This is a genomic window from Frigoribacterium sp. VKM Ac-2859 (genome assembly GCF_013204925.1).
Classification (GTDB): Bacteria; Actinomycetota; Actinomycetes; order Actinomycetales; family Microbacteriaceae; genus Frigoribacterium.
Genome location: NZ_JABMLC010000001.1, coordinates 772033 through 795429 on the forward strand (window position 1 = coordinate 772033; position 23397 = coordinate 795429).

The 23397-nt window shown below is 72.0% G+C and carries 20 protein-coding genes and 1 other RNA gene; 5 read left to right on the plus strand and 16 right to left on the minus strand.

What is annotated here, in order from left to right:
* Positions 1-117: 117 nt before the first annotated feature.
* Positions 118-1653 (plus strand): hypothetical protein, encoded by a 1536-nt coding sequence (locus HQQ78_RS03580; RefSeq protein WP_173151057.1) that lies wholly within the window; start codon positions 118-120, stop codon positions 1651-1653.
* 280 nt (positions 1654-1933) lie between these two features.
* On the opposite strand, the gene ssrA is transcribed toward HQQ78_RS03580, so the two are convergent.
* The 13 genes from ssrA to HQQ78_RS03645 form a co-directional block, all read right to left on the minus strand.
* Positions 1934-2311, minus strand: a transfer-messenger RNA (tmRNA) gene (ssrA, locus tag HQQ78_RS03585).
* Positions 2312-2440: 129 nt separating this feature from the next.
* Entirely contained in the window at positions 2441-2917 is a 477-nt protein-coding gene (gene smpB, locus HQQ78_RS03590; protein ID WP_056046102.1) for an SsrA-binding protein SmpB, read from the minus strand.
* Between the two features lie 116 nt (positions 2918-3033).
* Positions 3034-3948, minus strand: a complete 915-nt coding sequence (gene ftsX / locus HQQ78_RS03595; protein ID WP_123570322.1) for a permease-like cell division protein FtsX — start codon at positions 3946-3948, stop codon at positions 3034-3036.
* Positions 3945-4688: a cell division ATP-binding protein FtsE gene (ftsE, locus tag HQQ78_RS03600; protein ID WP_043593759.1), complete on the minus strand. Its 744-nt coding sequence runs from the start codon at positions 4686-4688 to the stop codon at positions 3945-3947. Before ftsE ends, ftsX begins: the two co-directional genes overlap by 4 nt.
* Before the next feature lie 103 nt (positions 4689-4791).
* Positions 4792-5901 carry a peptide chain release factor 2 gene (gene prfB / locus HQQ78_RS03605; RefSeq protein ID WP_056046106.1) on the minus strand — a complete coding sequence of 370 codons (1110 nt, stop codon included), beginning with the start codon at positions 5899-5901 and terminating at the stop codon, positions 4792-4794.
* 79 nt (positions 5902-5980) lie between these two features.
* A complete protein-coding gene (locus HQQ78_RS03610; protein WP_173151058.1) occupies positions 5981-6850 on the minus strand; it encodes a hypothetical protein in 870 nt (289 codons plus the stop codon).
* Positions 6847-7437, minus strand: a complete 591-nt coding sequence (locus HQQ78_RS03615; protein WP_173151059.1) for an RNA polymerase sigma factor — start codon at positions 7435-7437, stop codon at positions 6847-6849. Before HQQ78_RS03615 ends, HQQ78_RS03610 begins: the two co-directional genes overlap by 4 nt.
* 128 nt (positions 7438-7565) lie before the next feature.
* Entirely contained in the window at positions 7566-8168 is a 603-nt protein-coding gene (locus tag HQQ78_RS03620; RefSeq protein ID WP_173151060.1) for a hypothetical protein, read from the minus strand.
* Positions 8169-8234: 66 nt separating this feature from the next.
* A complete protein-coding gene (locus HQQ78_RS03625) occupies positions 8235-10061 on the minus strand; it encodes a choice-of-anchor G family protein (protein WP_173151061.1) in 1827 nt (608 codons plus the stop codon).
* The gene (locus HQQ78_RS16305) at positions 10058-11059 is read right to left on the minus strand and encodes a hypothetical protein (RefSeq protein ID WP_173151062.1); all 1002 of its coding nucleotides are present in this window, start codon (positions 11057-11059) and stop codon (positions 10058-10060) included. The genes HQQ78_RS03625 and HQQ78_RS16305 overlap by 4 nt, the downstream gene beginning before the upstream one ends.
* Positions 11060-11067: 8 nt before the next feature.
* A complete protein-coding gene (locus HQQ78_RS03635) occupies positions 11068-11676 on the minus strand; it encodes a signal peptidase I (protein WP_159826335.1) in 609 nt (202 codons plus the stop codon).
* Positions 11677-11687: 11 nt separating this feature from the next.
* Positions 11688-12443, minus strand: coding sequence for an acyl-CoA dehydrogenase (locus HQQ78_RS03640; RefSeq protein ID WP_173151063.1), 756 nt, complete (start codon positions 12441-12443; stop codon positions 11688-11690).
* 228 nt (positions 12444-12671) lie between these two features.
* Positions 12672-13838, minus strand: coding sequence for a cysteine desulfurase family protein (locus HQQ78_RS03645; protein WP_056046118.1), 1167 nt, complete (start codon positions 13836-13838; stop codon positions 12672-12674).
* A gap of 78 nt (positions 13839-13916) precedes the next feature.
* On the opposite strand from HQQ78_RS03645, the gene glgX reads away from it, so the two are divergent.
* The 3 genes from glgX to HQQ78_RS03660 all read left to right on the plus strand — a co-directional run bounded on the left by glgX (position 13917) and on the right by HQQ78_RS03660 (position 17257).
* Positions 13917-15962 carry a glycogen debranching protein GlgX gene (gene glgX / locus HQQ78_RS03650; protein ID WP_173151064.1) on the plus strand — a complete coding sequence of 682 codons (2046 nt, stop codon included), beginning with the start codon at positions 13917-13919 and terminating at the stop codon, positions 15960-15962.
* Complete coding sequence (gene ybaK, locus HQQ78_RS03655; protein ID WP_056046122.1) at positions 15959-16462, plus strand: Cys-tRNA(Pro) deacylase; 504 nt, start codon at positions 15959-15961, stop codon at positions 16460-16462. Before glgX ends, ybaK begins: the two co-directional genes overlap by 4 nt.
* 153 nt (positions 16463-16615) lie before the next feature.
* Positions 16616-17257: a DUF1294 domain-containing protein gene (locus HQQ78_RS03660; RefSeq protein WP_173151065.1), complete on the plus strand. Its 642-nt coding sequence runs from the start codon at positions 16616-16618 to the stop codon at positions 17255-17257.
* 10 nt (positions 17258-17267) lie between these two features.
* Here the strand turns inward: HQQ78_RS03660 and HQQ78_RS03665 are convergent, their stop codons facing one another.
* Genes HQQ78_RS03665 through HQQ78_RS03675 form a run of 3 tightly spaced genes read right to left on the minus strand, consistent with a single transcriptional unit; the run spans position 17268 to position 21475 of the window.
* Positions 17268-19385 carry an ABC transporter ATP-binding protein gene (locus HQQ78_RS03665; protein ID WP_173151066.1) on the minus strand — a complete coding sequence of 706 codons (2118 nt, stop codon included), beginning with the start codon at positions 19383-19385 and terminating at the stop codon, positions 17268-17270.
* A complete protein-coding gene (locus HQQ78_RS03670) occupies positions 19382-20479 on the minus strand; it encodes an ABC transporter permease (RefSeq protein WP_216844150.1) in 1098 nt (365 codons plus the stop codon). The genes HQQ78_RS03665 and HQQ78_RS03670 overlap by 4 nt, the downstream gene beginning before the upstream one ends.
* A 9-nt stretch (positions 20480-20488) precedes the next feature.
* Positions 20489-21475, minus strand: coding sequence for an ABC transporter permease (locus HQQ78_RS03675; RefSeq protein WP_056046129.1), 987 nt, complete (start codon positions 21473-21475; stop codon positions 20489-20491).
* 219 nt (positions 21476-21694) lie between these two features.
* Between HQQ78_RS03675 and HQQ78_RS03680 the strand changes: the two genes are divergently transcribed.
* Complete coding sequence (locus tag HQQ78_RS03680; RefSeq protein ID WP_158612847.1) at positions 21695-23368, plus strand: ABC transporter family substrate-binding protein; 1674 nt, start codon at positions 21695-21697, stop codon at positions 23366-23368.
* The last annotated feature ends 29 nt before the right edge of the window (positions 23369-23397 follow it).

A 23397-nucleotide genomic window follows, 5' to 3' on the forward strand; every position in this document is an offset into this window, starting at 1 on the left:
CCGGATAGGTTCGATGGGCACGGGGGGTTCCCTTCGTGCTGCGCGTCTCACCCGGCGCTGGGCCGGGGGCGGACAAGCGATGACGCTTGCACCACCGATCAAGAAAGCACTCACCACGTGATCACCAAGTTCTCCTGGCGCCGTGCGGTGGCCGTCCCGGCCGTCCTCACGCTCGCCCTCGGAGGGGCCCTCCTCTCCACCACGGCGGCCCAGGCCGTCGACAGTGACCTGATCGTCACCTCGCCGACCGCCGCCTCGACCACGGACTCGCGTCTGGTCACCGTGGCGGGTACGGCGATCGCCGACGCCAACGTGATCATCAAGGACACCGACACCGACGGAGCCGTGCTCGCCCGCACGACCACCGACGCCACCGGCGCCTTCTCGACGACGATCCAGTACCCCGACACGGCGATCGTGGCGCAGACCATCTTCGTGGACGGCGAGAAGGGCTTCAGCGGCTTCGACCCGACCGTCACGCGCTCGTTCAGCCTGCCCGCCGTCGCCCCGGTCGAGGTCTTCGCGGTCACGACCCCCGAGGTCGGCCAGCAGCTCGCCTCGCGCACCGTCACCTTCTCGGGCACCGGCATCTCGGGTTCGACCGTCAACGTGCTCGGCACCGACGGCAACCGCCTCCCCGGCACCGGTGCCGTCGCCGTCGTCGACGGCCAGTGGTCGCTCCAGTACACCTACCCCGAGACCGTCGACCGCAACCAGAGCGTGCGCGTGACCCAGGTCACGGGTGGCTCCGGGACCGGCGACGCCCCCGTCGCGTTCGTCCTGCCGCAGGGCCAGACGCTCGTCGTCGAGACGCCCGCCGCGGACACCACCACCGCCACGCGTACCGTCACCTTCTCGGGAACCGGCACCTCCGGCTCGACCGTCAACGTCCTCGGCGCCGACGGCAACCGCCTCCCCGGCACCGGTGCGATCGTCGTCGTCGACGGCCGCTGGACGCTCGACTACACCTACCCGGACGACGCCACGGTGGCGCAGTCCGTCCGCGTGACCCAGGTCACGGGCGGCGCCGGCTCGGGTGACGTCCCCCGCTCGTTCAACCTGCCCGCCGTGGTCGTTCCGCCGACCGACGTCGTCCTCGACGCCCCGGTCATCACCTCGCCCACCCAGGGTCAGGTCGTCGTCGGTGACCAGGTCACCTTCGAGGGCACCGGCACCCCCGGCTCGAACATCCTGCTGGCCGTCGTCCCGACGGACCAGCTGGACGAGCTCGAGGCCGCCGAGAACGGACGCGCCGCCGCCGCTGCGGTCCCCGCCGACCCCGCCGACCCGATCGTGGTCGACGCCGCCGGCAACTGGACCGTCACCCTCGCCCTGACGCCGAACGACTACACGGCCGCCGCGGTGTCGTTCCTCCTCGACGCCGACGGCCTGCCGGTGCTCGACGCCGCCGGTCAGCCGATCGTCTCGGACCCCTCGGCCGACGTGGCGTTCAGCCTCGTCGCCGCCGTGACGCCCGCAGCCCTGCCCGCCACCCCGATCGCCACCGGCACCACGGGCCTGGCGTACACGGGTAGCGAGGGCACCGAGGCCGCCATCGGCATCGGCGCCGCCGTGCTGCTGCTCGGCTCGACGCTGATGGTCCTCGCTCGCCGCCGCGCGAAGCTCGCGACCACCGACGTGGCCGGCGAGTAACACCCGCACCACGACGACGGCCCCCGTCGCTGCCTCGGCAGCGGCGGGGGCCGTTCCGCGTCCGGCAAGGGCCGTGCCGCGTCCGGCGGCGGCCACACCCGGCCCCCGGTCCCCTTCGCAGGTGTCGCACCGCCGAGTGAACGTCGCACCGTCCACTTCGGCGGTGCGAAGCTCATCCGGCGGTGCGACACCGCGCAGACCGCTCAGGCCCGGGACGCACGAACGCCCCCGCCTCGAGAGGCGGGGGCGTTCGGTGTTCGAGAGGTGTGACGACGACCGGTGGTGGAGATGGGGGGAATTGAACCCCCGTCCATCGCTGAGATTGCACGCATTCTACGGGCGTAGCCAGATGAGGCGTTCTGCTCGGCTCCGACCTTTGTTACTGGCTTCTAGGTCGACGAGCCCAGCCCGAGTGCAAGTCCCGTGTGACCCCCAGGCGTAGTCACACAGCAAGCCATCTAAATGACGTCAGGATCTGGTTAGAAGGCGGTCACCAGACTGACGGACTCCATGTGGCTCTACTGCTTACGCAGCGAGAGCGAAGTCAGTGCGCTTGTTATTGGCACTTATTGTTTTCCAGAGATCGTTTACGAGATAACCCTGGATCCTCGGCCCGCTTCTCGTTCGCACACAGGCGATGTCGAAACCGATCATCCCCATGAGGGGGCCGTCGTCACACGCTCTTGAATTACCAACGCACGTTTCCGTGCGGCCCATCAGTCTACGTCGTCCGACGCGTTCGCGCCACCGTCGGCGACCCGCCCGCCTGTGCCCGACGACCGACCGGTCACTCTCCCAGGTGCTTGCGCGCCGACATCGCCGACTGCGCCTCGCGCGTCGCGGTGCGCTCGCGCAGGGTCTGGCGCTTGTCGTACTCGCGCTTGCCCTTCGCGAGGGCGATCTCGACCTTGGCCCGACCGTCGCTGAAGTAGATCTTGAGCGGGACGACCGTGAAGCCGCCCTCTTTGGTCTTCTGCCCGATCTTGTCGATCTCGTGGCGGTGCAGCAGCAGTTTGCGCTTGCGCCGGGGTGCGTGGTTGTTCCAGGTGCCCTCGGTGTACTCGGGGATGTGCACCGCGTCGAGCCAGGCCTCGCCGGCGTCGACGAACGCGTACCCGTCGACCAGCGACGCGCGGCCCTGCCGCAGCGACTTGACCTCGGTACCGCTCAGGACGATGCCCGCCTCGTACGTCGTCTCGATCGTGTAGTCGTGGCGCGCGCGGCGGTTCGTGGCCACGACCTTCTCACCGCGTTCTTTCGCCACGCTGGCCTCCTGGTCGTTCGGGTGGGGGTGCTGCCGACAGGCAGCCGTTCAGTATACAGCGAAGGAGGCGCAGTGCCCGTCTGACGGACACCGCGCCTCCTTCACGGGGCCGGCTTCTAGACCTTGAGGTAGCGCCTGATGGCGACGTTCGCGCTGAGGGCCGCGAGCAGGATGCCGACAACGATGACGATCGGCACGACCAGGGCGGCGTCCCGCAGGCCGATGAACGGCGTGCCCTGGAAGGTCACCGCCAGGTAGCCCTTGACGAAGAAGTTGACGATCGCGACGATCGCCCCACCGGCCAGCAACGAGCCCACGAGGGCCGCGATCACCCCCTCGAGGATGAACGGCGTCTGGATGAACCGGTTGGACGCCCCGACCAGCCGCATGATGCCGAGTTCTCGGCGACGACTGAACGCGCTCAACCGGATGGTCGTGGCGATCAGCAGCACGGCAGCGATCAACATGAGCGAGGCGATGCCGATGGCCGTGTAGCTCGCCGCGTTCAGCACCGAGAAGATCGGGTCGAGGTACCCGCGCTGGTCGACGACGCTCTGGACGCCCGCCAGGCTCGACAGGCTCTCGGTGAGGACGTCGGACTGCGTCGGGTCCTTGAGGTTCACCCAGAAGGTCTCGTTGAGGTAGGCCGGCTGCACGAACTCGGTGGCCGGGCTATCGGCGAACTGCTGCTTGAAGCGGTCGTAGGCCTGGGTCTGGTCCTCGAAGTAGAACTTGTCGACGTAGGGCGTCAGGACGTCGCTGTCGAGCTGGGCGCGGACGCCGCCGATCTGGTCCTTCGTCGCCATCGCCCCGGTGCAGTTGCCGGTCGTGTCGGTGTCGGTGCAGAGGTAGACGGCGACCTGGGCCTTGTCGTACCAGTAGCCCTTCATCTGCGTGATCTGCATCTGCAGCAGGGCCGCGGTGCCGACGAAGGTCAGCGAGATGAACGTGACGAGCACGACGGAGATGACCATCGAGGCGTTGCGACGGAGGCCGCTGCCGACCTCGCTCATGACGAGTCCGAGTCTCATGCGTCGGCCCCTCTCGTGCTGAGGTCCTCGACCCCGATGGCCTGGATGGGCACCGCCTGGGTCTGGTAGCCGCCGTGACGCTCGTCGCGGAGGATGTTGCCCGCGCTGAGCTCGATCACCCGTCGTTGCATCTGGTCGACGATGCCCGCGTCGTGGGTCGCCATGATGACCGTCGTGCCGCCGGCGTTGATGCGCTCGAGCAGGGTCATGATGCCGGCGCTGGTCGACGGGTCGAGGTTGCCGGTGGGCTCGTCGGCCAGCAGGATCGCCGGCTTGTTGACGATCGCACGGGCGATGGCGACGCGCTGCTGCTCGCCGCCCGAGAGCTCGTGCGGCAGACGGTGCTGCTTGCCGACCAGGCCGACCATCTTGAGGACGTCGGGCACGGCCTCCTGGATGAAGCCCTTGCTCTTGCCGATGACCTGGAGGCTGAACGCGACGTTATCGAACACGTTCTTCTGCGGCAGCAGCCGGAAGTCCTGGAACACGACGCCGAGGTTGCGCCGGAAGTACGGCACCTTGCGGCTCGAGAGCGTGCCCAGACGCTGCCCGAGGACGTGGATCTGGCCCTGGGACGGCTTCTCTTCCTTCAGCACGAGCCGCAGGAAGCTCGACTTGCCGGAGCCGCTCGCCCCGACGAGGAACACGAACTCGCCCTTGAGGATCTCGAGGGTGACGGCGTTCAGCGCGGGCCGGGGGTTGCCGACGTAGACCTTGGTGACTTCATCAAACCGAATCATGACGGGGATCACCCTAAGTGCGGCCGGCGACGATCGTCGCAGCGACTCGCTGCGGCGGGGCGGCTATGGATGTGCTGGGAGCCGCCGGGCGGGCGACGCCCGGTCAGTCCTGGTCGTCGCGCTTGCGCCAGCGGATACCCGCCGAGATGAAGCCGTCGAGATCGCCGTCGAAGACGTTCGAGGGGTTGTTGACCTCGTGCTCGCTGCGCAGGTCTTTGACCATCTGGTAGGGCGCCAGCACGTAGCTGCGGATCTGGTCGCCCCAGCTGGCGGTGATGTTGCCCGCCAGCTCTTTCTTCTTGGCGTTCTCGGCTTCTTTCTGCAGCAGCAGGAGGCGCGACTGCAGCACGCGCATGGCGGCGGCGCGGTTCTGGATCTGGCTCTTCTCGTTCTGCATCGAGACGACGGTGCCGGTCGGGATGTGCGTCAGCCGCACGGCCGAGTCGGTCGTGTTGACGCTCTGACCGCCGGGGCCCGAGGACCGGAAGACGTCGACGCGGATGTCGTTCTCGGGGATGTCGATCGACTCGGTCTCTTCCATCAGCGGGATGACCTCGACCGCGGCGAAGCTGGTCTGGCGCTTGCCGGCGGCGCCGAAGGGGCTCATGCGCACGAGCCGGTGCGTGCCGGCCTCGACGCTGAGTGTGCCAAACGCGTAGGGGGCGTCGATCTCGAAGGTGGCGCTCTTGATGCCGGCCTCTTCGGCGTAGCTGGTGTCCATGACGGTGGCGGACATGCCGTGCTTCTCGGCGTAGCGCAGGTACATGCGCAGCAGCATCTCGGCGAAGTCGGCGGCGTCGACCCCGCCGGCCCCGGCGCGGATCGTGATGACGGCCGGGCGCGGGTCGTACTCGCCGTCGAGCAGCGTCTGCACCTCGAGGACGTCCATCATCTTCTGCAGGGCCCTGAGCTCGGCCTGGGCCTCGTCGGCGCTCTCTTGGTCGTCGCCGTCGTTCGCCATCTCGACGAGCACCTCGAGGTCGTCGAGCCGCGCCTCGGTGGTCTCGAGCTTCTCGAGCTCGGACTGCCGGTGGCTGAGGGCGCTGGTGACCTTCTGGGCGTTGTCGGTGTCGTCCCACAGGTCGGGGGCCGAGGCCTGCTCGCTGAGCTCGGCGATCTCGGCGACGAGACGGTCTTGCCCGATCACCGCACGGATGTCTTCGAACGTGGCCCGGAGGGCGGCAATCTGCTCAGAGAAATCCAGTGCGATCATGGTCCCCGAGCTTACCCGGCCCGGGTGGGCCGGGCCTGCCCGTGCCCCGCGCCTCCCGGCCGAGGCGCGGGGTCGCGTCTCATCCGCAGTACTCGGGCGGGGCGATCCGCGTCGTGCCCACGCTCATCTGGGTGATCCGCTCGGAGGTCCCCACCACGAACACGAGGTAGCGCCCGTCGTCGCCGGCGACGGCGTACTGCGTCCCGTAGTTCTGGTCGTGGTCGAGCGTGAGCTCGGCGTCCGGGTACGCGGCGAGGAGTCGCCCCTCGTCGTCGCCGAGGCCGATGCCGGACGCGGTGCGGGGGGTGGCGCTCGCGAGGGCGGCAGGATCGACCGCCAGGGTGGAGGAGACGGTCGCGATCTCGGTCGTGTCCGGCGACGATGCCCGCGAGAGGGCGAGGTTCAGCCCCCGTCCGTCCGAGAAGAACGACGCCGGACAGCCGGAGCCGTCGTCCGGCCCCCGCTCGAACGTCGTCAGCAGAGCGGCCTGTTCCTCGAGCCGGCCGCCGAGGACGAGCGGTCCGATGCGATCGGTGGACACGACCCAGGTCGACGGGGCCGCCGGATCGTCGACCGCCGGCGTCGGGGCCGCGGGTGGGACCGGTGTCGCCGACGGCGTCCCCGCCGGCTCGACCACGCCCGGCGACGTGCCGGGGTCGTCCTCGGGTCGGTCGGACGGGAGCGCGGTGGGCCCCGCCTCGCCGCTGCCCGACGGCAGGGTGCCGCCCCCGGCGAGCGCGACGCCCCCGACGGCCAGCGCCACGGCGGCCGCGCCGGCCACCGACAGCAGGACGACCCGCCGGCGACGGACCGAACGGGCGCGGTCGGGTTCGCGCGCGACGGTCTCGATCAGGAGGCCGCGGACGGCCGCGGCCCGGTCGCGGTCGAGGCCGAGCGCGTCGTGCGCGTCGTGTGGGCCGTTCGGACGGTCGTTCGGTGCGTCGCTCATCGGTTCTCTCCGTTCAGGGTGACGGGTCGTCCGGAGGCCGACTCGGAAGCCGACATCGCTTTGGCGAGTCGCGACTTGGCCCGCGACAGTCGGGACTTGACGGTCCCGACGGGCACGCCGAGAGCCTCGGCCGCGGTCGCCATCGGGAACTCCTCGAGCACGCAGAGCCCGAGGACGTCGCGATCCACCTTGCCCAGGCCGTCCAGGGCGACTCTCAACCGCCGGTCCCGATCGACGACGTCGAGTCGCGCCGCGACGTCGTCGGCGGGATCGTCCACGTCGGCGTGCGGCGGCAGGGAGGCCAGGGCGATGCGGTGTCGACGGGTCGACCTCGCGAGGTTCTGGGCGACGTGGCCCGTGGTCACGAGCAACCACGCGAGGACCGACCCGTCGACGATGCGGACCGTGTCCCGACGGCGCCATGCCTCGAGGAAGACCATGGCCGTGACGTCCTCGGCGTCGTGCCGGTGCCGGCACAGCCGCAGGGCGTGGCCGTGCACCCGTGCCTGGTGGCGGTCGAAGACGGTCCCGAACGCGGCCGGGTCCCCCGCGACCGCCCGGGCCAAGACGTCGGCGTCCCCCGTCACCGGTCGTGCTCGCTTCTCGTCGTCATGTCGACGTCCCCTCTGATCCGTTGCTGCCTCCCGTACATGTCCGATCGCCCGGAAAGGTTCCCTCGTCTCCTCTCCCCGAGGTCGGCACCGGTCGGCCCGCGTCAGCGCCGGGCCACGCCCGCTTCCCGCAGGGCCACGTCGGCGAGGCGGCGGACGACCGCGGCATCCCCCGAGCGCCAGGCGGCCACCGGGTCGGGAGACACGGCGAGGGCGGCCTTCGCGTCGCGGCCGGTGAGTGCCCGCAGCGCGAGCAGGTCCTCGCCGCCCGGCAGGGCGAGCAGCGAACGGACCGAGGAGGCGCGGCGCACGAACGCGATCCGCCCGCGCAGCCAGACCCACAGCACCACGAGGCTCGGCACCCCGGCGACGACGAGTCCGGCGACCAGCGCCGCCCGGGCCACGCCGTCCTGCTGCTGCCGTCCGGCGTCGGCGAGGGATTCTCCGGCCCCGCTGGCCCCGTCGAACGGGGCGCTGGCCGCACCGCCGACCAGGGGCAGCCCTTCCAGCGCGCGCGACGCGTCCTGCATGGTGCCCTGGAAGCCGGCCCCCGCCTCCTCGAGTTGCCTCCCGAGGTCGGCGAACGTGCCGATGAAGGTCGCGATGCTCACCCCGAGCACGACGAAGAGGACGACGAGGCCGACGGCCACGACGTCTCCGGTCACCTGGCGGGTCCGGACGAGGGGCGAGGCCGAGTAGAGCTGCATGGCCCCAGTCTGACGCGAGGCGGCCCGCGAGGCGCGACCCGCGCCTCCTCGGGTCGGAGACGACGACTACCGGGGCACGGTGCTGACGGGTCCCACCCGCGAGGTCGCGAGGTCGAGCGAGGTGACCGTCGTCGCTCCGGCCGACAGGGCCACCCGCAACGCCCCCACCTGGTAGGGGACGGTCGTCCACTTGTCGGGCGGGACGCCGGTCACGACGCCGCCCGGGTAGCCGGCCTGGTCGGGGCGCAGGTTCACCCTCAGCGACAGGACGGACGGCAGGCGGGTGGTCAGGGTGCCGAGCGCCGTGAGCACCGGGGCGAGCGTGGTCGAGAGGGTGCTGCCGAGGGTGGTGACCGGGGTGACGAGCGTGGAGCGGACGAGCGTGGCCACCGACCCGAGCAGCGACCCGGCCGAGCCCGTCAACGCGGCGAGCAGCGGGTTCAGCACGTTGCCGAGCACGGTGGAGAGCGCCCCGCTCAGCACCCGCGTGGTGACCACCGCCGTCGCCGTCGACGGGGACGCGAGCAGCTGCCCCAGCGTTCCCCCCATCGCGACGTCGACGGCGAGCACGTCGACGGGGACGCCGAGCACCGTCGCCCGCAACGTCACCGTCAACGCCACCGACAGCTGCGCCGCCGACACCGCGGACTGCAGCGCCGCCACGACCCGTTGGGTCAGGCCGTCGAGCATCGACCCGACCGTGGTCGTGATCGAGGCCATCGCCGCCGCGCTCAGCACGAGTTCTGTGTTCGGGGCGAGCCCGTTCAGCCCGCCGGGCTGGCCGACCAGCGTCGCCAGGTCGACCGACACCACACCGGTCGACGGGGTGATGGTGACCGTGCCGTCCGTGCTGGTGACCGACCCCGCGAGCACCGGGTCCACCGCCGACTGCAGGGCCAGGCCGGTGAGGGTGACCGAACCCGTGACCCCGCCCAGGCTCAGCAGGTTCGTGAGGCCGTTCACGGTGGCGAGCACGCCGTCCCGGACGGTCCTCGAGATCGTGCCGTTGACGCCCGTCAGGCCGGCGGCGGCCGTGTTCAGGCTCGTGACCGTGCTCGACACCTGACCCGACAATCCCGCCACCGCCGGGCTGTGCAGCTCGAGGGCGAGACCGGCGATGCCGTAGTCGCGGGTCACCCCCGTCACGCTTCCGTCGCCCCAGATGCGGCTCTCGAGCGCTCGGCAGCCGTCGAGGGTCGCCGTCGACGCCACCGCGCCCACGGTCAGGTCGGCCCGGTCGAGGGCGGTCGAGGCGGGCAGCACCGAGGTGAGGCCGATGCGGGCGGGACCGGGCAGTGACGAGGCGGGGGTCGTCGGCGTCACGCCGAGCCCGCCCGAGTCGCTCACCAGGCCCGCGGCGGCCGCCGCCGTGCCGGTCGGGGCGACCCGCGTGAACTGGTTCAGGGCTCCGGCCGACCCCGCCGGCAGGTTCGTGCCGAGCCCGGTCAGGTCGAGGCCGACGAGACCCGACCCCGCGCTCGCCGACAGGGGATTGCGGAACGTCGTCGTGCCTCCCGCGTCCGTGGTCGGGGCGGGCGATGCCGGCGCCGCGGTGACGACGCCGGAGCGGGTGCGCGTCAGGTCCGCCCCACGCACGGCCGCGACGGTGTCGAGGTCGGTGCCGGCCAGGCTGCCGCGCACGAACCGGCTGGACGCGGCGGCGGCGTACCCGGTGTCGGTGCCGCAGGTGAACCTCGTGGTGCCGACGAGCCCGTACGTGCGCTCGGAGTCGGTCCAGGCGGCGGTCGTCACGGGCGGCGGGGGCACGATGACGGCACCCCCGACGGCGACCACGGCCGCCACGGCGACGACGGCCCGTCGCGCGGTGAGCGCCGCGACGAGGCGGGCGACACCCGTGGGGCGACGACGACGGCGGCCGTGCGTGCCGGTCACGACGTCACCGCCCGGCGTCGTCCGCGGAGGTGCAGCGAGAGGCCGACGACCAGGGCACCGGCACCCGCGATGGCCGGGCCGGACGAGAGGCCGCCGGTGAAGGCGAGCGCGCGCGGGGCGTCCACGCCGCTGAGGGTCACGTCGACGGGGCGTCCGTCGCCGGCGGAGTCGATGTCGGGGGCGTCGGCGCCGGGGCCGGTGCCGCCGGCGCCGGGACCGGTGCCGGGCGCCGCCGGGTCCGCCCCGCCCGGGCCGGGACCGGCCGGGTCGCCGGGCACGGCGGTCGTGACGGTCGGCTCGGGCTCGGGCTCGGGCTCGGCCGGGAGGGTCGCGACGGGGTCCAGCGCCGTCGCCGTGATGCCGACGCCGACCCGGGCGCTCCGGCCCATGGACGAGGCGTCGTCGCCGCGCCCACCGGCGAGACCGAGGCTGACGAGCACGAAGACCCGGCCCGAGCCCCCGACCGACCGCACCGGCCACGAGGGACTGCCGTCGACGAACGAGGAGGCGCGGGTCGGGGCGGTCACGGTCCGCGCCCCGGTCGCGCAGAGCGGCGTCGTCTCGACCCGCTGCCACTCGACGTCGCAGGTCTCGACCCCCAGCGTGAATCCGGCCTCGTCGTCGACGAGCGACCCCGAGCTGACGAGCTCGAGGCCGAGTGCCACCCGGTCGCCGGTCGTGACGTCGGTCGCGATCTGCCAGCGGCCCGGGGCCGCGGGCGCGATGTCCTCGGTGCCGGTCAGTTCGTCGGCCAGCACGAGGTGGCCGTCGAGGCCGGTCTCGGGCACGGGTTCGAGGGCACGGGCGGTGCCGGCCTGGACGGTGAGGGCACCGCCGAGCACGAACGCGGCCGTCCCCACGACGGCCAGGAGCGTCGTCGCGGCGCGGTGCCCGCGGGTCGTCCGGCCGCGGTGCGCACCGCGGCCGTGGTGCGCACCGCGGCCGTGGTGCCCGCCGCTCGGCCCGCCGGGCGCGCCGCCACTCGACTCCCCGTCCACGGTCGTCCTCACCCTCGGCGGACGGCGCCGCGTCGCGTCGGCCAGAAGGCCAGCACGACGGCGGCACCGACGACGGCGACCGCGAGCCCGCGGGCCGGCGGGGTCGACATCGTCGTCAGGACGAAGCCGAGGCCCGGGGCCGAGGCGACGACGATCCGGGCGTCGCGCACGACGTAGGGGTCGCGGTCGTCCGAGTCGTTGGCGTCGCCCCGCAGCACGAGGGAGCGCGCGGCGGCGTCGCCGGGCACGGCGGTCGTCGAGACGACTCGGTGGGTCACGGGGACGTCGAAGCCGGGTCGGGGCACCGTGACCACGTCGCCGGGCCGCACGTCGGCCGCCGCGATCGCCCGGGTGACGACGGCGCCGCCCGCGGGCACGGTGGGACTCATCGAGCCGGTCAGGACGACCACGAGCGAGAGGCCGAGGACCGTCGAGACGGCGAGCCAGAGGAGGCAGACCGCGCCGACGAGGCCGACCACCGACAGCAGGAGCGTGCTGACGACGTCGACCGGTCGGCGGCGAGGGCGTCGGCGACGGCGCTCACGGCGATCCGCCCGGCGCGGCTCGACCTCGGGGCCCCGACGTTCGGCCCGGGGCCGGGTCACGGTGTCGACCACCGGTCGGCCCGTCACTCGACGCTGGTCGAGGCGAACTCCCACGCCGGGGCGGCGGTACGGCCCTGGAGCGTCGAGCTCGCCGACGTGGCGGCACTCGCCGGCAGGGTCACCTCGAAGCAGTAGAACTGCGTGGTGCCGGACGCGGCGGCGAGTCGTTGGGTGGCCGTGGCACCCGTCGTCGAGAGCGAACCCGTGGCGATGGTCGTCGGCGCGGTGAACGCGGCGACGGTGCAGGTCGGCGCGGCACCCCCGGCCGTGACCTCGACGGTCGCGACGCGGACGGTCAGGGCGCTGAAGAGCGCTCCCCCGGCATCGGCCACGGTGACGCCGGTGGCGGGCACCGCGGCGCGGACCTGCACGTCGGCGGGGACGCTCGTCGTGGCCGTCGTCCGCAGGGCCACGCCCGAGTAGACGCTCTCGCCCGGGCTGAGGGTCTGCGCGCCCGGCGTGAAGACCGTGCCGCGACCCGGTGCGGTCTCGTAGTCGGAGAAGCCCGCCGTGTAGGGCGAGGTGACGCTCTGCTGCACCTCGAACGTGCCGGTGCCGATGCCGGGGCCGCCCGTGCCGTCCCCGGCGTAGACCCACTCGCTGTCGGTCCAGGCCGCGACGGTGTAGCCGAGTCCGCCGACGACGAGCGCACCGCCCGCGGCGAGCGCCGCGACCTTGCGGAGGCGACGAGGCCTCGGCGCCGACCGGTCGAGCGCCTCGACGTCGTCGCGCGGGACCTCGTCGCGAGGGGTGTCGGAGGCAGAGCGGTGCTGCGACATGGTGGTGCTCCTGATCCGCGTCGCCTGGTGGGGGCGGCGCTCGGGGTGGTGCGATGGACGCCCGTGGTGAGCGGGCGGCGGGCCGGGATGCGGCGGCGGCGCGGGGTGGTGGGGCCCGGCCGGTGAGGCGTGCTCACGTGTGTTGGGGACGAGTACACCACCCCCGCGCGGGGGCGACAACCCACCCGTTCGGGGGTCGCGGTCGGGCTGCCCTGCCCGGCAGGCGGATCAGCGGGCGCCGAGCACCGGGGCGCGGTCGGCGTATCCGGCCGTCGTGGCGCGCGCGACGGCGGTCGGGAGCGCCGCGAGCAGCGCGTCGACGTCGGCCTCGGTGCTCGTGTGGCCGATCGTCATGCGGAGCGCACCGCGGGCCGCGTCCGCCGGCAGGCCCATGCCGAGCAGCACGTGGGACGGTTCGGGGATGCCCGCCTGACAGGCCGATCCGGTCGAGACGCTGACCCCGGCGGCGTCGAGCAGGAACAGCAACGAGTCGCCCTCGCACCCGTCGAAGGTGAAGTGGGCGTTGCCGGGCAGCCGGTCGACGGGGTCGCCCCGCAGCACGGCCCCGGGCACCGACGCCAGCACCCCGGCGATCAGCCGGTCCCGCAACGGCTCGTAGGCCCCGTGCGGCTGCTCGGCCGCCACGGCGAAGGCGACGGCGGCCGGGGCGTCCTGCGTGCCCGAGCGCACCTGCCGCTGCTGTCCGCCCCCGTGGATCAGGGGCACGACGGTCGCCGACCGCGACAGCACGAGCGCGCCGATGCCGATGGGCCCGCCGATCTTGTGGGCGCTGACGCTGAGCGCCGCGAGCCCGGAGGCCGCGAAGTCGATCGGCACCTGCCCGTAGGCCGCGACGGCGTCCGAGTGCACCGGCACCCCGTGGGCGGCGGCGAGCGCCACGACCTCGTCGACGGGCTGCATCGTGCCGACCTCGTTGTTGGCCCAGAGCAGGCTGACCAGGGCGACGTCGTCGTGCTCGTCGAGGGCCGCGGCGAGGGCGTCGACGCGCAGCCGGCCCTGCTCGTCGAGCGGCAGCCAGGTGACGACGGCGCCCTCGTACCGTTCGAGCCACTCGACGGTGTCGACGGTGGCGTGGTGCTCGCCGGCGGGGACGAGGAGGCGCGGCCGCGGTCGGTCGGACTGCCTCGCCCACCACAGTCCCTTGATCGCGAGGTTGACCGCCTCGGTGCCGCCCGAGGTGAAGACGATCTCGATCGGGTCGCAGCCGAGGGTCGCGGCCACGCGCTCGCGGGCCTCTTCGAGGACGCGCTTGGCGTTCTGGCCGGCCGAGTGGATGGACGACGGGTTGCCGACCGTGCCGAGCGCCTCGGCGTAGGCGGCGATCGCCGCCGGGTGCATCGGCGTGGTGGCCGCGTGGTCGAGGTAGACGCTCATGTTCGGGTCCTCAGGCTGGGTGGGGCGGTGACGCTCGATGATTTCGGGGCCGACACGCGCCTCCTCTACTGTAAACGCGTGACCGACCCCGACCCCCTGCGCGATCTCGGCATCCGTTCCGGCCCCGACGGGCCGACGCTGCGCGTCTGGTCGGCGTCGGCGTCCCGGGTCGACGTCGTGATCGACGACGCCCCGCACGACCGTGTCGTCCCGATGGTCCGCGACGAACACGACGTGTGGAGCGCCACCGACGGCGCCCTCACCCCCGGGCGCCGGTACTGGCTGCGGGCGGACGGCCCCGCCGGGGGCGGCAACGCCTTCGATCCCTCGCTCGAGCTGCTCGACCCCTACGCGCGCGGGCTCGGTCGCACCGGACGTGGCACCTGGCAGTCGGCCGTCGTCGACGAGTCGTTCGACTGGGGCGGGGTGTCCAAGCCCCGCACGCCGCTCGACCGGGTGGTGGTCTACGAGGCGCACGTCCGCGGCCTCACCCGCCTGGCCCCCTTCGTGCCCGAAGAACTGCGCGGCAGCTACGCCGGCCTCGCGGCCGAGTCGACCATCGCCTACCTGACCGGCCTCGGCGTGACGGCGGTGCAGCTGTTGCCCGTGCACCAGCACGTCGACGAGCAGCGCCTCGTCGCGCAGGGCATCGAGAACTACTGGGGCTACAACACCCTCGGCTACTTCGCCCCGCACGCCGCCTACGCCAGCCGCGACGCGCAGCTGGCCGGCGCCTCGGCGATCCTCCGCGAGTTCAAGGGCATGGTGCGCCTGCTGCACGAGGCCGGCATCGAGGTCTACCTCGACGTGGTCTACAACCACACGGCCGAAGAGGGCGAGGTCGGCGGCCCGGTCACGAGCCTGCGCGGTCTCGACGGCTCCGGCTACTACCGACACGACGCCGAGGGTCGGCCGGTCGACGTGACGGGGTGCGGCAACTCGCTCGACACGAGCACGCCGGCCGCCTCGCGGCTCGTCCTCGACTCCCTGCGGTACTGGGCCGACGAGGTGCAGATCGACGGCTTCCGCTTCGACCTCGCCGCCACCCTCGGACGCGGTGCGGACCACGTCTTCGACCCCGATCACCCGCTGCTGAGCGCGATCGTGGACGATCCGGCGCTCGAGGGCGTCAAGATGATCGCCGAGCCGTGGGACGTCGGCATGGGCGGCTGGCAGACCGGCGCCTTCCCCGACGGCTGGATCGAGTGGAACGACCGGTTCCGCAACCGGGCCCGCGACTTCTGGCTGACCGACATCGCCGCGGCCCGGTCGCAGGGCGCTCCCCCGTCCGGGCTCGGCAGCTTCGCGTCGAAGCTCAGCGGGTCCAGCAACATCTACGCCCACGAGCGCGGTCCGCTGTCGGGCGTGAACTTCGTCACGGCGCACGACGGCTTCACCCTGCTCGACCTCGTGTCGTACGACGGCAAGCACAACCTCAGCAACGGCGAGGACAACCGCGACGGCACCGACGACAACCGCTCGTTCAACCACGGCGTCGAGGGCGACAGCGTCAACCCGTGGATCTCGGACGCCCGCCGCCGCTCGATGCGCAACCTGCTCGCCACCCTCTTCGTGTCGGCCGGCATCCCCATGCTGACCGCCGGCGACGAGCGCGGCCGCACCCAGCACGGCAACAACAACGCCTACTGCACCGACAGCGAGCTCACCTGGGTCGACTGGTCCGACGAACCCTGGCACCGGGACCTGCGCGACGACGTCGCCACGCTCTCCCGGCTGCGAGCCGAGAACCCCGCCTTGCGCCCGTCGCGGTTCGGCCTCGACGGCGCCTGCACGCTCAGCGCCAACGAGATGTCGTGGCACTCGGCCCCGGGCGACGAGATGCGTCCCGACGAGTGGAACGACCCCGCCGTCCGCACGATGCAGTACCTCGCGACCTCGACGCCCGAGCACGAGGCGCCCAACACGGTCCTCGTCGTGGTGCACGGGGCCGAGACCGCCGTCTCGGTGACGCTCCCCCGACACGACGGGGTGACGGCGTACGAGGCCCTGTGGTCGAGCGACGACCGCAGCCTGCCGCAGGCGACGGCCCCCGGTGACGACCTGCTCGTCTCGGGGCCGACCGTGGTGGTGTTCCGCGCCACGACGACCGAGGCCGCCTCGTGACCAGCAAGGCGTCCGGAGGGGCGCGCGGCCCCGCCACGCCGGCCACCGTCGCGCTCACCACGGCCGGCATCCCCTTCACGGCCCACACCTACGAACACCACGACACGGCGACGAACTTCGGCGAGGAGGCCGCCGCCGAGCTCGGCCTCTCGGCGGAACGCGTCTTCAAGACCCTCGTGGTCGACGCCGAGGGCACCCTCGTGGTGGGCGTCGTCCCCGTCTCGGGTCGCCTCGACCTCAAGGCGCTCGCGGCCGCCGTCGGGGCCAAGAAGGCCTCGCTGGCCGACCCCGCCCTGGTCGAACGCCGCACGGGCTACGTCGTGGGCGGCATCAGCCCCCTCGGGCAGCGGACCGCCGCGACGACCGTGGTCGACGCGAGCGCCGCCTCCTTCGCCTCGGTCTTCGTCAGCGGCGGGAGGCGCGGGTTCGACATCGAGATCGCACCCGACGACCTCGTGCGCGCCACCGGCGGCTCCTACGCGGCGATCCGTCGCGACTGACCCGCGCCGCGCCTCCTCGGATCTGCGGCCACGCCGCCACGCCGCCACGCCGCCACGAAGTGAACAATCCGCCACGCGAAAACGTGGCGGGATGTCGACCTCGTGGCGGGATGGCCGAATGCGTCACGGGCGACGCGGGCTAGGGTCGGGCGCATGACCGGCAGCCCGGCCCGGGTCGAGGGCACGCTCACCTCGTGGGACGACGACCGCGGCTTCGGGTTCCTCACCCCGGCCTCGGGACGCGGCCGGACGTTCGTCCACATCACGGCGTTCAGCCGCGGCACCGCCCGACCCCGGGTCGGTGACGCCTACTCGTACGAGGTCGACCGCCACGGCGACCGGGGGCCGGCCGCCGTGCGGGTGTCCTCCGTCGGATCGAGCTGGACGGCGCCCCGGGGACGAGCCCCGCGCCCGACACGGGCCGGCCGGGTCGCGCTCGTCGTCGGGCTGCTGCTCGTCGTGGCCGTCGCGGTCGTGGTGGGTGTCGTCGCCTCCACCGGGCCGTCCGCCCGGATCGACGGGGCCCTCCCCTGGCTCGTCGCCACAGCCGTCGCCCTCGGCCTGGTGACGGCGGCGGTCTACGCGGTCGACAAGTCCGCCGCCCGTCGAGGACGACGCCGCGTGCCCGAACGCGTCCTGCTGCTGCTCGGCCTGCTCGGGGGCTGGCCCGGGGCCCTCGCCGCGCAACAACTGCTGCGGCACAAGACGAGCAAGCGGTCGTTCCAGCTCGCCTTCTGGGGCACGGTCGCCGTGAACGTGGCGGCCGTCACCGCGGCCTCCGCGCTCGTCGGCTAGCGTCCGGGCCTCAGACCAACCGCTTCTCGCGGGCGAAGTGGCACGCGGCCGTGTGGTCGGCCCCGTCGCGTCCGTGCGGCAGCATCGCGGGGACCTCGTCCTCGCAGCGCGACCGCTGGGCCTCGGGCAGCATCGCGTAGAGCGGGCAGCGGCTGCGGAACCGGCAGCCGGTCTGCTTGACGGTCGGCGTGGGCGGGTCGCCCGGCAGCACGATGTGCTCGCGTGCCCGCTCCTTGACGGGGTCGGGCACCGGCACGGCCGACAGCAGCGCCTGCGTGTACGGGTGCAGCGGGTGTTCGAACACCTCGTCGACCGGGCCCGTCTCGACGGTGCGGCCGAGGTACATCACCGTGACGCGGTCGGCCACGTGACGGATGACCGAGAGGTCGTGCGACACGAACAGGTACGACAGGTCGAGCTTCGCCTTGAGCTCGGCCAGCAGGTTCAGCACGCCGGCCTGGATCGACACGTCCAGCGCCGACACCGGCTCGTCGAGCACGATGAGCTTCGGGTCGGCGGCGAGCGCCCGCGCGATCGAGATGCGCTGCCGCTGGCCACCCGAGAACTCGTGGGGGTAGCGCGTCGCGGCAGCGGGCTCGAGCCCGACGAGGCGCATCAGCTCGGGCACCCGACGCGACACCTCGTCGCGGGGTCGACCGATCGCGAGCAACGGCTCGGCGATGATGTCGCTGACCGGCTGCCTCGGGTCGAGGCTGGCCATCGGGTCCTGGAAGACCATGGACACGGCACCGCGCAGCCTCTTCACCGTCGACCCGTCGAGCTTGCGGTCGAGGGCCGTGCCGAGCAGCTCGATGGTGCCGGCCTCGGGCACCCGGAGGTCCATGATCTCGTGCAGCGTCGTGCTCTTGCCCGAACCGGACTCGCCGACCAGGCCGAGGGTCTCGCCCTCGCGCACGTCGAGGTCGACCCCGTCGACCGCCCAGACGCTGCCCACGCGTCGCTTGAAGACCGACCCCTTGGTGAGCGGGAACGTCTTGACGAGCCCGTCGACGTGCAGCACCCGGTCCCGCTCCGCCCGCGGGACGGCAGCGAGGCCCGAGGTCGGCACGGGCGGCAGGTCGTAGACGTCCTCGGGGTCGGTGCCCTCCCCCACCAGCTGGTCGGCGTGCAGGCAGGCCGCGCGGTGACCCGCCTCGACCGCCGGAGCCTGCTCGAGCGCGGGCTCGTCGACCCGGCACTCGGCCGTCGCCAGGGGGCACCGCGCCGCGAACGGGCAGCCCGGCGCCAGCGACAACAGCGACGGCGGCGTGCCGGGGATCGGCACGAGCGGCTGGTCCGACCGTTGGTCGAGGCGCGGCAGCGCGCCGATGAGACCCACGGTGTAGGGCATGCGCGGGTGGGCGAAGAGATCGTCGGCCGTCGCCGTCTCGACGACGCGGCCGGCGTACATCACGGCGATGCGGTCGGCGAACCCGGCGATGACGCCGAGGTCGTGGCTGACGAACAGCAGCGCGGCCCCGGTCTCGCGCTGCGCCGTGCGCAGCACCGAGATGACCTGCGCCTGGATCGTCACGTCGAGGGCCGTGGTCGGCTCGTCGGCGAGGATGACGTCGGGGTCGTTGGCGATCGCCATGGCGATCATCGCGCGCTGCCGCATGCCACCCGAGAACTCGTGCGGGAACGAGTCGACGCGTCGCTCCGGCTCGGGGATGCCCACGAGCCCCAGCAGCTCGATCGCCCGCTCACGAGCCTGCTTCTTCGTGCCGCCGCGGTGGATCAGGACGGTCTCGGCGATCTGCTGACCGACCGTGTACACCGGGGTGAACGCCGAGAGCGGGTCCTGGAAGACCATCGCGATCCGTTTGCCGCGGATCGCCGACATCGCCTTGTCGCCGCGGCCGAGCAGTTCTTCGCCGTCGAGCGTGATCGACCCCGTCACCTTGGCCGTGGCGGGCAGCAGGCCGAGCACGGCCAGGCTCGTGACCGACTTGCCCGAGCCCGACTCGCCCACGATGCCGAGCACCTCGCCGCGGCGCAGCGTCAGGTCGACGCCGCGGACGGCGCGCACGTCGCCGTCCGGGGTCGGGAAGGTCACGGTGAGGTCGTGCACCTCGAGCACCGGAGCCGAGGAGGCGCGGGTGCGGTCGACCGGTTCGGTGAGCGTCATGCGCGCTCCCCCTTCTCGTCGTTCGTACGGGTCGGCGCCGGCGAGCCGACGTCGGCCCCGGGGGCGGGGCTCGCGGCCTCGGAGACGCCGCCGGTGCGCCCGAGCGGCACCGCGCCTCCTCGGCTCTCGGCCGTCCGCCCGCGGGTGGGACGGCGACGACCGGTGCGCCCGGCCGTCGAGGTCGGGTCGAGCGCGTCCCGCAGCCCGTCACCCAGCAGGTTGCTGGCGAGGGCGAAGACGATCAGCGCACCGGCCGCGAAGAAGAACAGCCACGGCTTGGTGGTCGCCGCGCTCTGGTTCTGGGCGATCAGCGTGCCGAGCGAGACGTCGGGCGGCTGCACGCCGAAGCCGAAGTACGACAGCCCGGACTCGGTGAGCACCGCGGCCCCGATGGCGATGGTGGCGTCGATCACGAGGAACGAGGCCACGTTCGGCAGGATGTGCCGCACGATGATGGTGAAGTGGCCGATGCCCATGTACCGGGCGGCGCGGATGAACTCGCGCTCCTTGATGCTGAGGGTGAGCGAGCGCACCACGCGGGCCGTGATCATCCAGCCGAACAGGGCGAGCAGGGCCACCAGGATCAACCAGCCGTACTGCTTGAGGCGCGGCGACAGGATCGCGATGATCAAGAACGACGGCAGCACGAGCAGCAGGTCGACGAAGACCATCACGGCCCGGTCGATCCAGCCGCCGAAGTAGCCGGCCATCGCGCCGAGCATGCCCGCGATCACCGTCGAGAACAGGGCGACCAGCAGGCCGATCAGCAGCGACTTCTGCAGGCCGCGCGCGGTCTGTGCGAAGACGTCCTGGCCGATGTTGTTCGTGCCGAACCAGTGCGCCCCGGTCGGCGGCGACGACAGGGCCGTGTAGTCGATGTAGTTGTAGGCGTACGGCGAGACGAGCGGGCCGACGAAGGCGAAGACGAAGAGCAGCACGATCGTCACGAGCCCGACGGTGGCCCCGCGGTTGGCGAACAGGCGACGGAAGGTCAGCGCGAAGCGGTTCGTCGACTTGGCGGCGACCTCTTCTCGCGACTCGGGCACGACGGCGTCGGAGGGCCCCTCGAGCAGGTCGGGTGTGAACCGGGTCATGGGGCGGCCCTACTTCTGCGCTCGGACGCGCGGGTCGAGCACCGCGTTGAGCACGTCCGACACGAAGCCGGCGAGCAGCACGACGACGGCGCTGTAGAGGGTGTAGGTGACGACGACGTTGATGTCGTTGGCCTGGACGGCGTCGATGAACCAGGCACCGAGGCCGTTCCAGGCGAAGATCTTCTCGGTGAAGGTCGCACCGGTCAGCACCCCGAGGAACGCGAAGGCGAACAGCGTCGTCATCGGGATGAGCGCGGTGCGCAGTCCGTGCTTGAAGATCGCCGGGCGACGTCGCAGGCCCTTGGCCCGGGCGGTGCGGATGTAGTCGGCCTGCAGCACGTCGAGCATCGTCGCCCGTTGGTACCGGCTGTAGACGGCGATCAGGCCGACGCCGATCGAGATGGTGGGCAGCAGCAGGTGGGCGATGCGGTCCCAGGCGATCGTGCCGAGCCCGCCGGTCAGGTTGGGCGTCGCCTCGCCCGTGAAGGTGATCAGCTGGTACCCCAGGACGTCGTTGAGCTTCGTCGCCCCGATCTTGAGCAGCACCGCCGTGAGGAACACCGGCGTCGAGATCAGGACGAACGACAGCACCGACGACACGCGGTCCGAGAACGCGTACTGCCGGATGGCGTTCCAGGTGCCGACCACGACGGCCAGCACGATGCCGAGGATCGATCCCACCAGCAGGAGGCGCAGGCTGACGCCCAGCCTCGGCCCGAACTCCTGCGCCACCGGCTTGTCCTGGATGGTCTGCCCGAGGTCGCCCGTGAGGGCGCCGCCGACCCAGTGGACGTACCGCTCGCCGAGAGGGTCCTTGTCGTTGACCCCGATCGAGCTGAGCTTCGCGTCGACGATCTCGGTGGACGGACGCGGGTTGCGGTCGGCGTAGACGGAGCGCGGGTTGAGGGTCGCCGAGGCGAGGAAGTAGGTGAGCGACGTCGCGATGAAGACCAGGGCGACGTAGTACACCAGCCGGCGGGCGAGGAATCGAGCCATGGCAGATCACACTAGACGTACCCCGCGGCCCGACCAGCTGGCCAGGTTTCGAGCGTGTAACAAATTCACATGAAAGTTTGCGTGGATTCAAGGCGTCCGTACATTTGGGCACACGCGGTCAGCTCTCGGGAGGTGTCGCGACGCGTGCCCGCACGAGTCGATGACGATGCAGCATCCCGTCTGATCAGCACTTTTCACCACCCTTCAGTTCGGAGTGCCATGAAGATCACGAAGAAGCTCGGCCTCGCGGCCGGCCTCGTCAGCATCGCTCTCGTCGTCACGGCGTGCAGCGGTGGCGGCGGCAACGACGGCGACGGAGCCGCGAAGAACGGCCAGTTGTCCCCCGACGGCGACATCAACGCCACGGCGGCGGCCGATGTCGAGCAGGGCGGGACGCTGACCCTGCCGCTCAGCCAGCTGCCCTCGCAGTGGAACTACGGCCAGCTCGACGGCGCCCTGGCCGACGCCTCGCTGATCGAGAGCGCCGTGCTGCCCCAGCCGTTCCGCATCGACGAGAAGGGCGTCGCGCAGATCGACGAGAACCTCGTCACGAGTGCCGAGGCCACCAGCGAGGACCCGCTGGTCGTGACCTACGACATCAACCCCGACGCGGTGTGGAACGACGGCACCCCGATCACGGTCGCCGACTTCCAGGCCTGGAAGACCGCACTCGACGGCTCGAACCCCGAGTACCTCGTCGGCAGCACCCTCGGCCCCGACCGCATGGCCTCCGTCGAGGCGGGCTCGAGCGACAAACAGGTCGTCGTGACCTACGCCGAGCCGTTCTCGGACTGGAAGAGCATGTTCGCGCCGCTCTACCCGGCGAGCCTCTACAACGACCCGAACGCCTTCAACACGGCCTACGTCGACACCCTGCCCGTCTCGGGCGGCCCCTACAAGGTCGAGAAGATCGACACGACCGCCCAGACGGTCACGATCGTGCCCAACGAGACCTGGTGGGGCGACGCGCCGAAGCTGGACTCGGTGGTCTTCCGCGCCCTCGACAGCGACGCCGACGTCGACGCCTACCTGAACGGTGAGATCGACTTCGTCACGGGCAACTCGTCGGAGCGCTACGACCGCCTGAAGGACGCGAAGGACACCGACATCCGGGCGGCACCGTCGGCTCGCTACACGCACGTCGACTTCAGCACCAAGGGCGTGCTCGCCGACGAGAAGATCCGTCAGGCGATCCAGCACGCGGTCGACCGCGAGGCGCTCGGCAAGGTCATCACGGGCACCCTGCCCTACGAGCTGACCACGCTGAACAACCACCTGTTCCTCAGCACCGACGGTGCCTACCAGGACAACGCGAAGGAGACCGGGAACTACGACGTCGACGAGGCGAAGAAGATCCTGGCCGACGACGGGTGGGAGCTGAACGGCGACGTGCTCGAGAAGGACGGGAAGCAGCTCGAGATCGCCGTGACGATCCCGTCCGGCACGCCCATCTCGCAGCAGCTGTCCGAGGTCATGCAGAGCCAGCTCGCCGCGGTCGGCATCAAGCTGACGATCAACGCCGTCAGCGTCGACTCGTTCTTCGAGGACAACGTCACCCCGGGCAACTACGACATGACGATCTTCGTCTGGGCCGGCACCGGCTACCAGGCGTCCGGCGTCAGCATCTACAACTCGGACGAGCAGGGCCAGAACTACGGTCGCGTCTCGAGCCCCGAGATCGACGACCTGCTCAGCCAGGCAGTGGCCGAGGGCGACCCCGAGAAGGCCGCCGACCTGTACAACCAGGCCGACGAGAAGATCTGGGAGATCGGGCACTCGATGCCGATCATCCAGGCGCCGTACATCTCGTTCCAGAGCCCCAAGCTCGCGAACTTCGGCGCCCGCGCCGGTGCCAGCGACGTGGACTGGACGGTCGTCGGCTTCACGAAGTAGACGCCTCCCCCGGGCCCGTCCGGCCCCCG

Bases quoted from the DNA above. Each gene is read 5' to 3' on its own strand.
- ftsX (WP_123570322.1), bottom strand. From the start codon at position 3,948: ATGAGACTCGGACTCGTCATGAGCGAGGTCGGCAGCGGCCTCCGTCGC.
- ftsE (WP_043593759.1), bottom strand. From the start codon at position 4,688: ATGATTCGGTTTGATGAAGTCACCAAGGTCTACGTCGGCAACCCCCGG.
- prfB (WP_056046106.1), bottom strand. From the start codon at position 5,901: ATGATCGCACTGGATTTCTCTGAGCAGATTGCCGCCCTCCGGGCCACG.
- HQQ78_RS03610 (WP_173151058.1), bottom strand. From the start codon at position 6,850: ATGAGCGACGCACCGAACGACCGTCCGAACGGCCCACACGACGCGCAC.
- HQQ78_RS03620 (WP_173151060.1), bottom strand. From the start codon at position 8,168: ATGCAGCTCTACTCGGCCTCGCCCCTCGTCCGGACCCGCCAGGTGACC.
- HQQ78_RS03640 (WP_173151063.1), bottom strand. From the start codon at position 12,443: ATGTCGCAGCACCGCTCTGCCTCCGACACCCCTCGCGACGAGGTCCCG.
- HQQ78_RS03645 (WP_056046118.1), bottom strand. From the start codon at position 13,838: ATGAGCGTCTACCTCGACCACGCGGCCACCACGCCGATGCACCCGGCG.
- HQQ78_RS03660 (WP_173151065.1), top strand. From the start codon at position 16,616: ATGACCGGCAGCCCGGCCCGGGTCGAGGGCACGCTCACCTCGTGGGAC.
- HQQ78_RS03665 (WP_173151066.1), bottom strand. From the start codon at position 19,385: ATGACGCTCACCGAACCGGTCGACCGCACCCGCGCCTCCTCGGCTCCG.
- HQQ78_RS03670 (WP_216844150.1), bottom strand. From the start codon at position 20,479: ATGACCCGGTTCACACCCGACCTGCTCGAGGGGCCCTCCGACGCCGTC.
- HQQ78_RS03675 (WP_056046129.1), bottom strand. From the start codon at position 21,475: ATGGCTCGATTCCTCGCCCGCCGGCTGGTGTACTACGTCGCCCTGGTC.
- HQQ78_RS03680 (WP_158612847.1), top strand. From the start codon at position 21,695: ATGAAGATCACGAAGAAGCTCGGCCTCGCGGCCGGCCTCGTCAGCATC.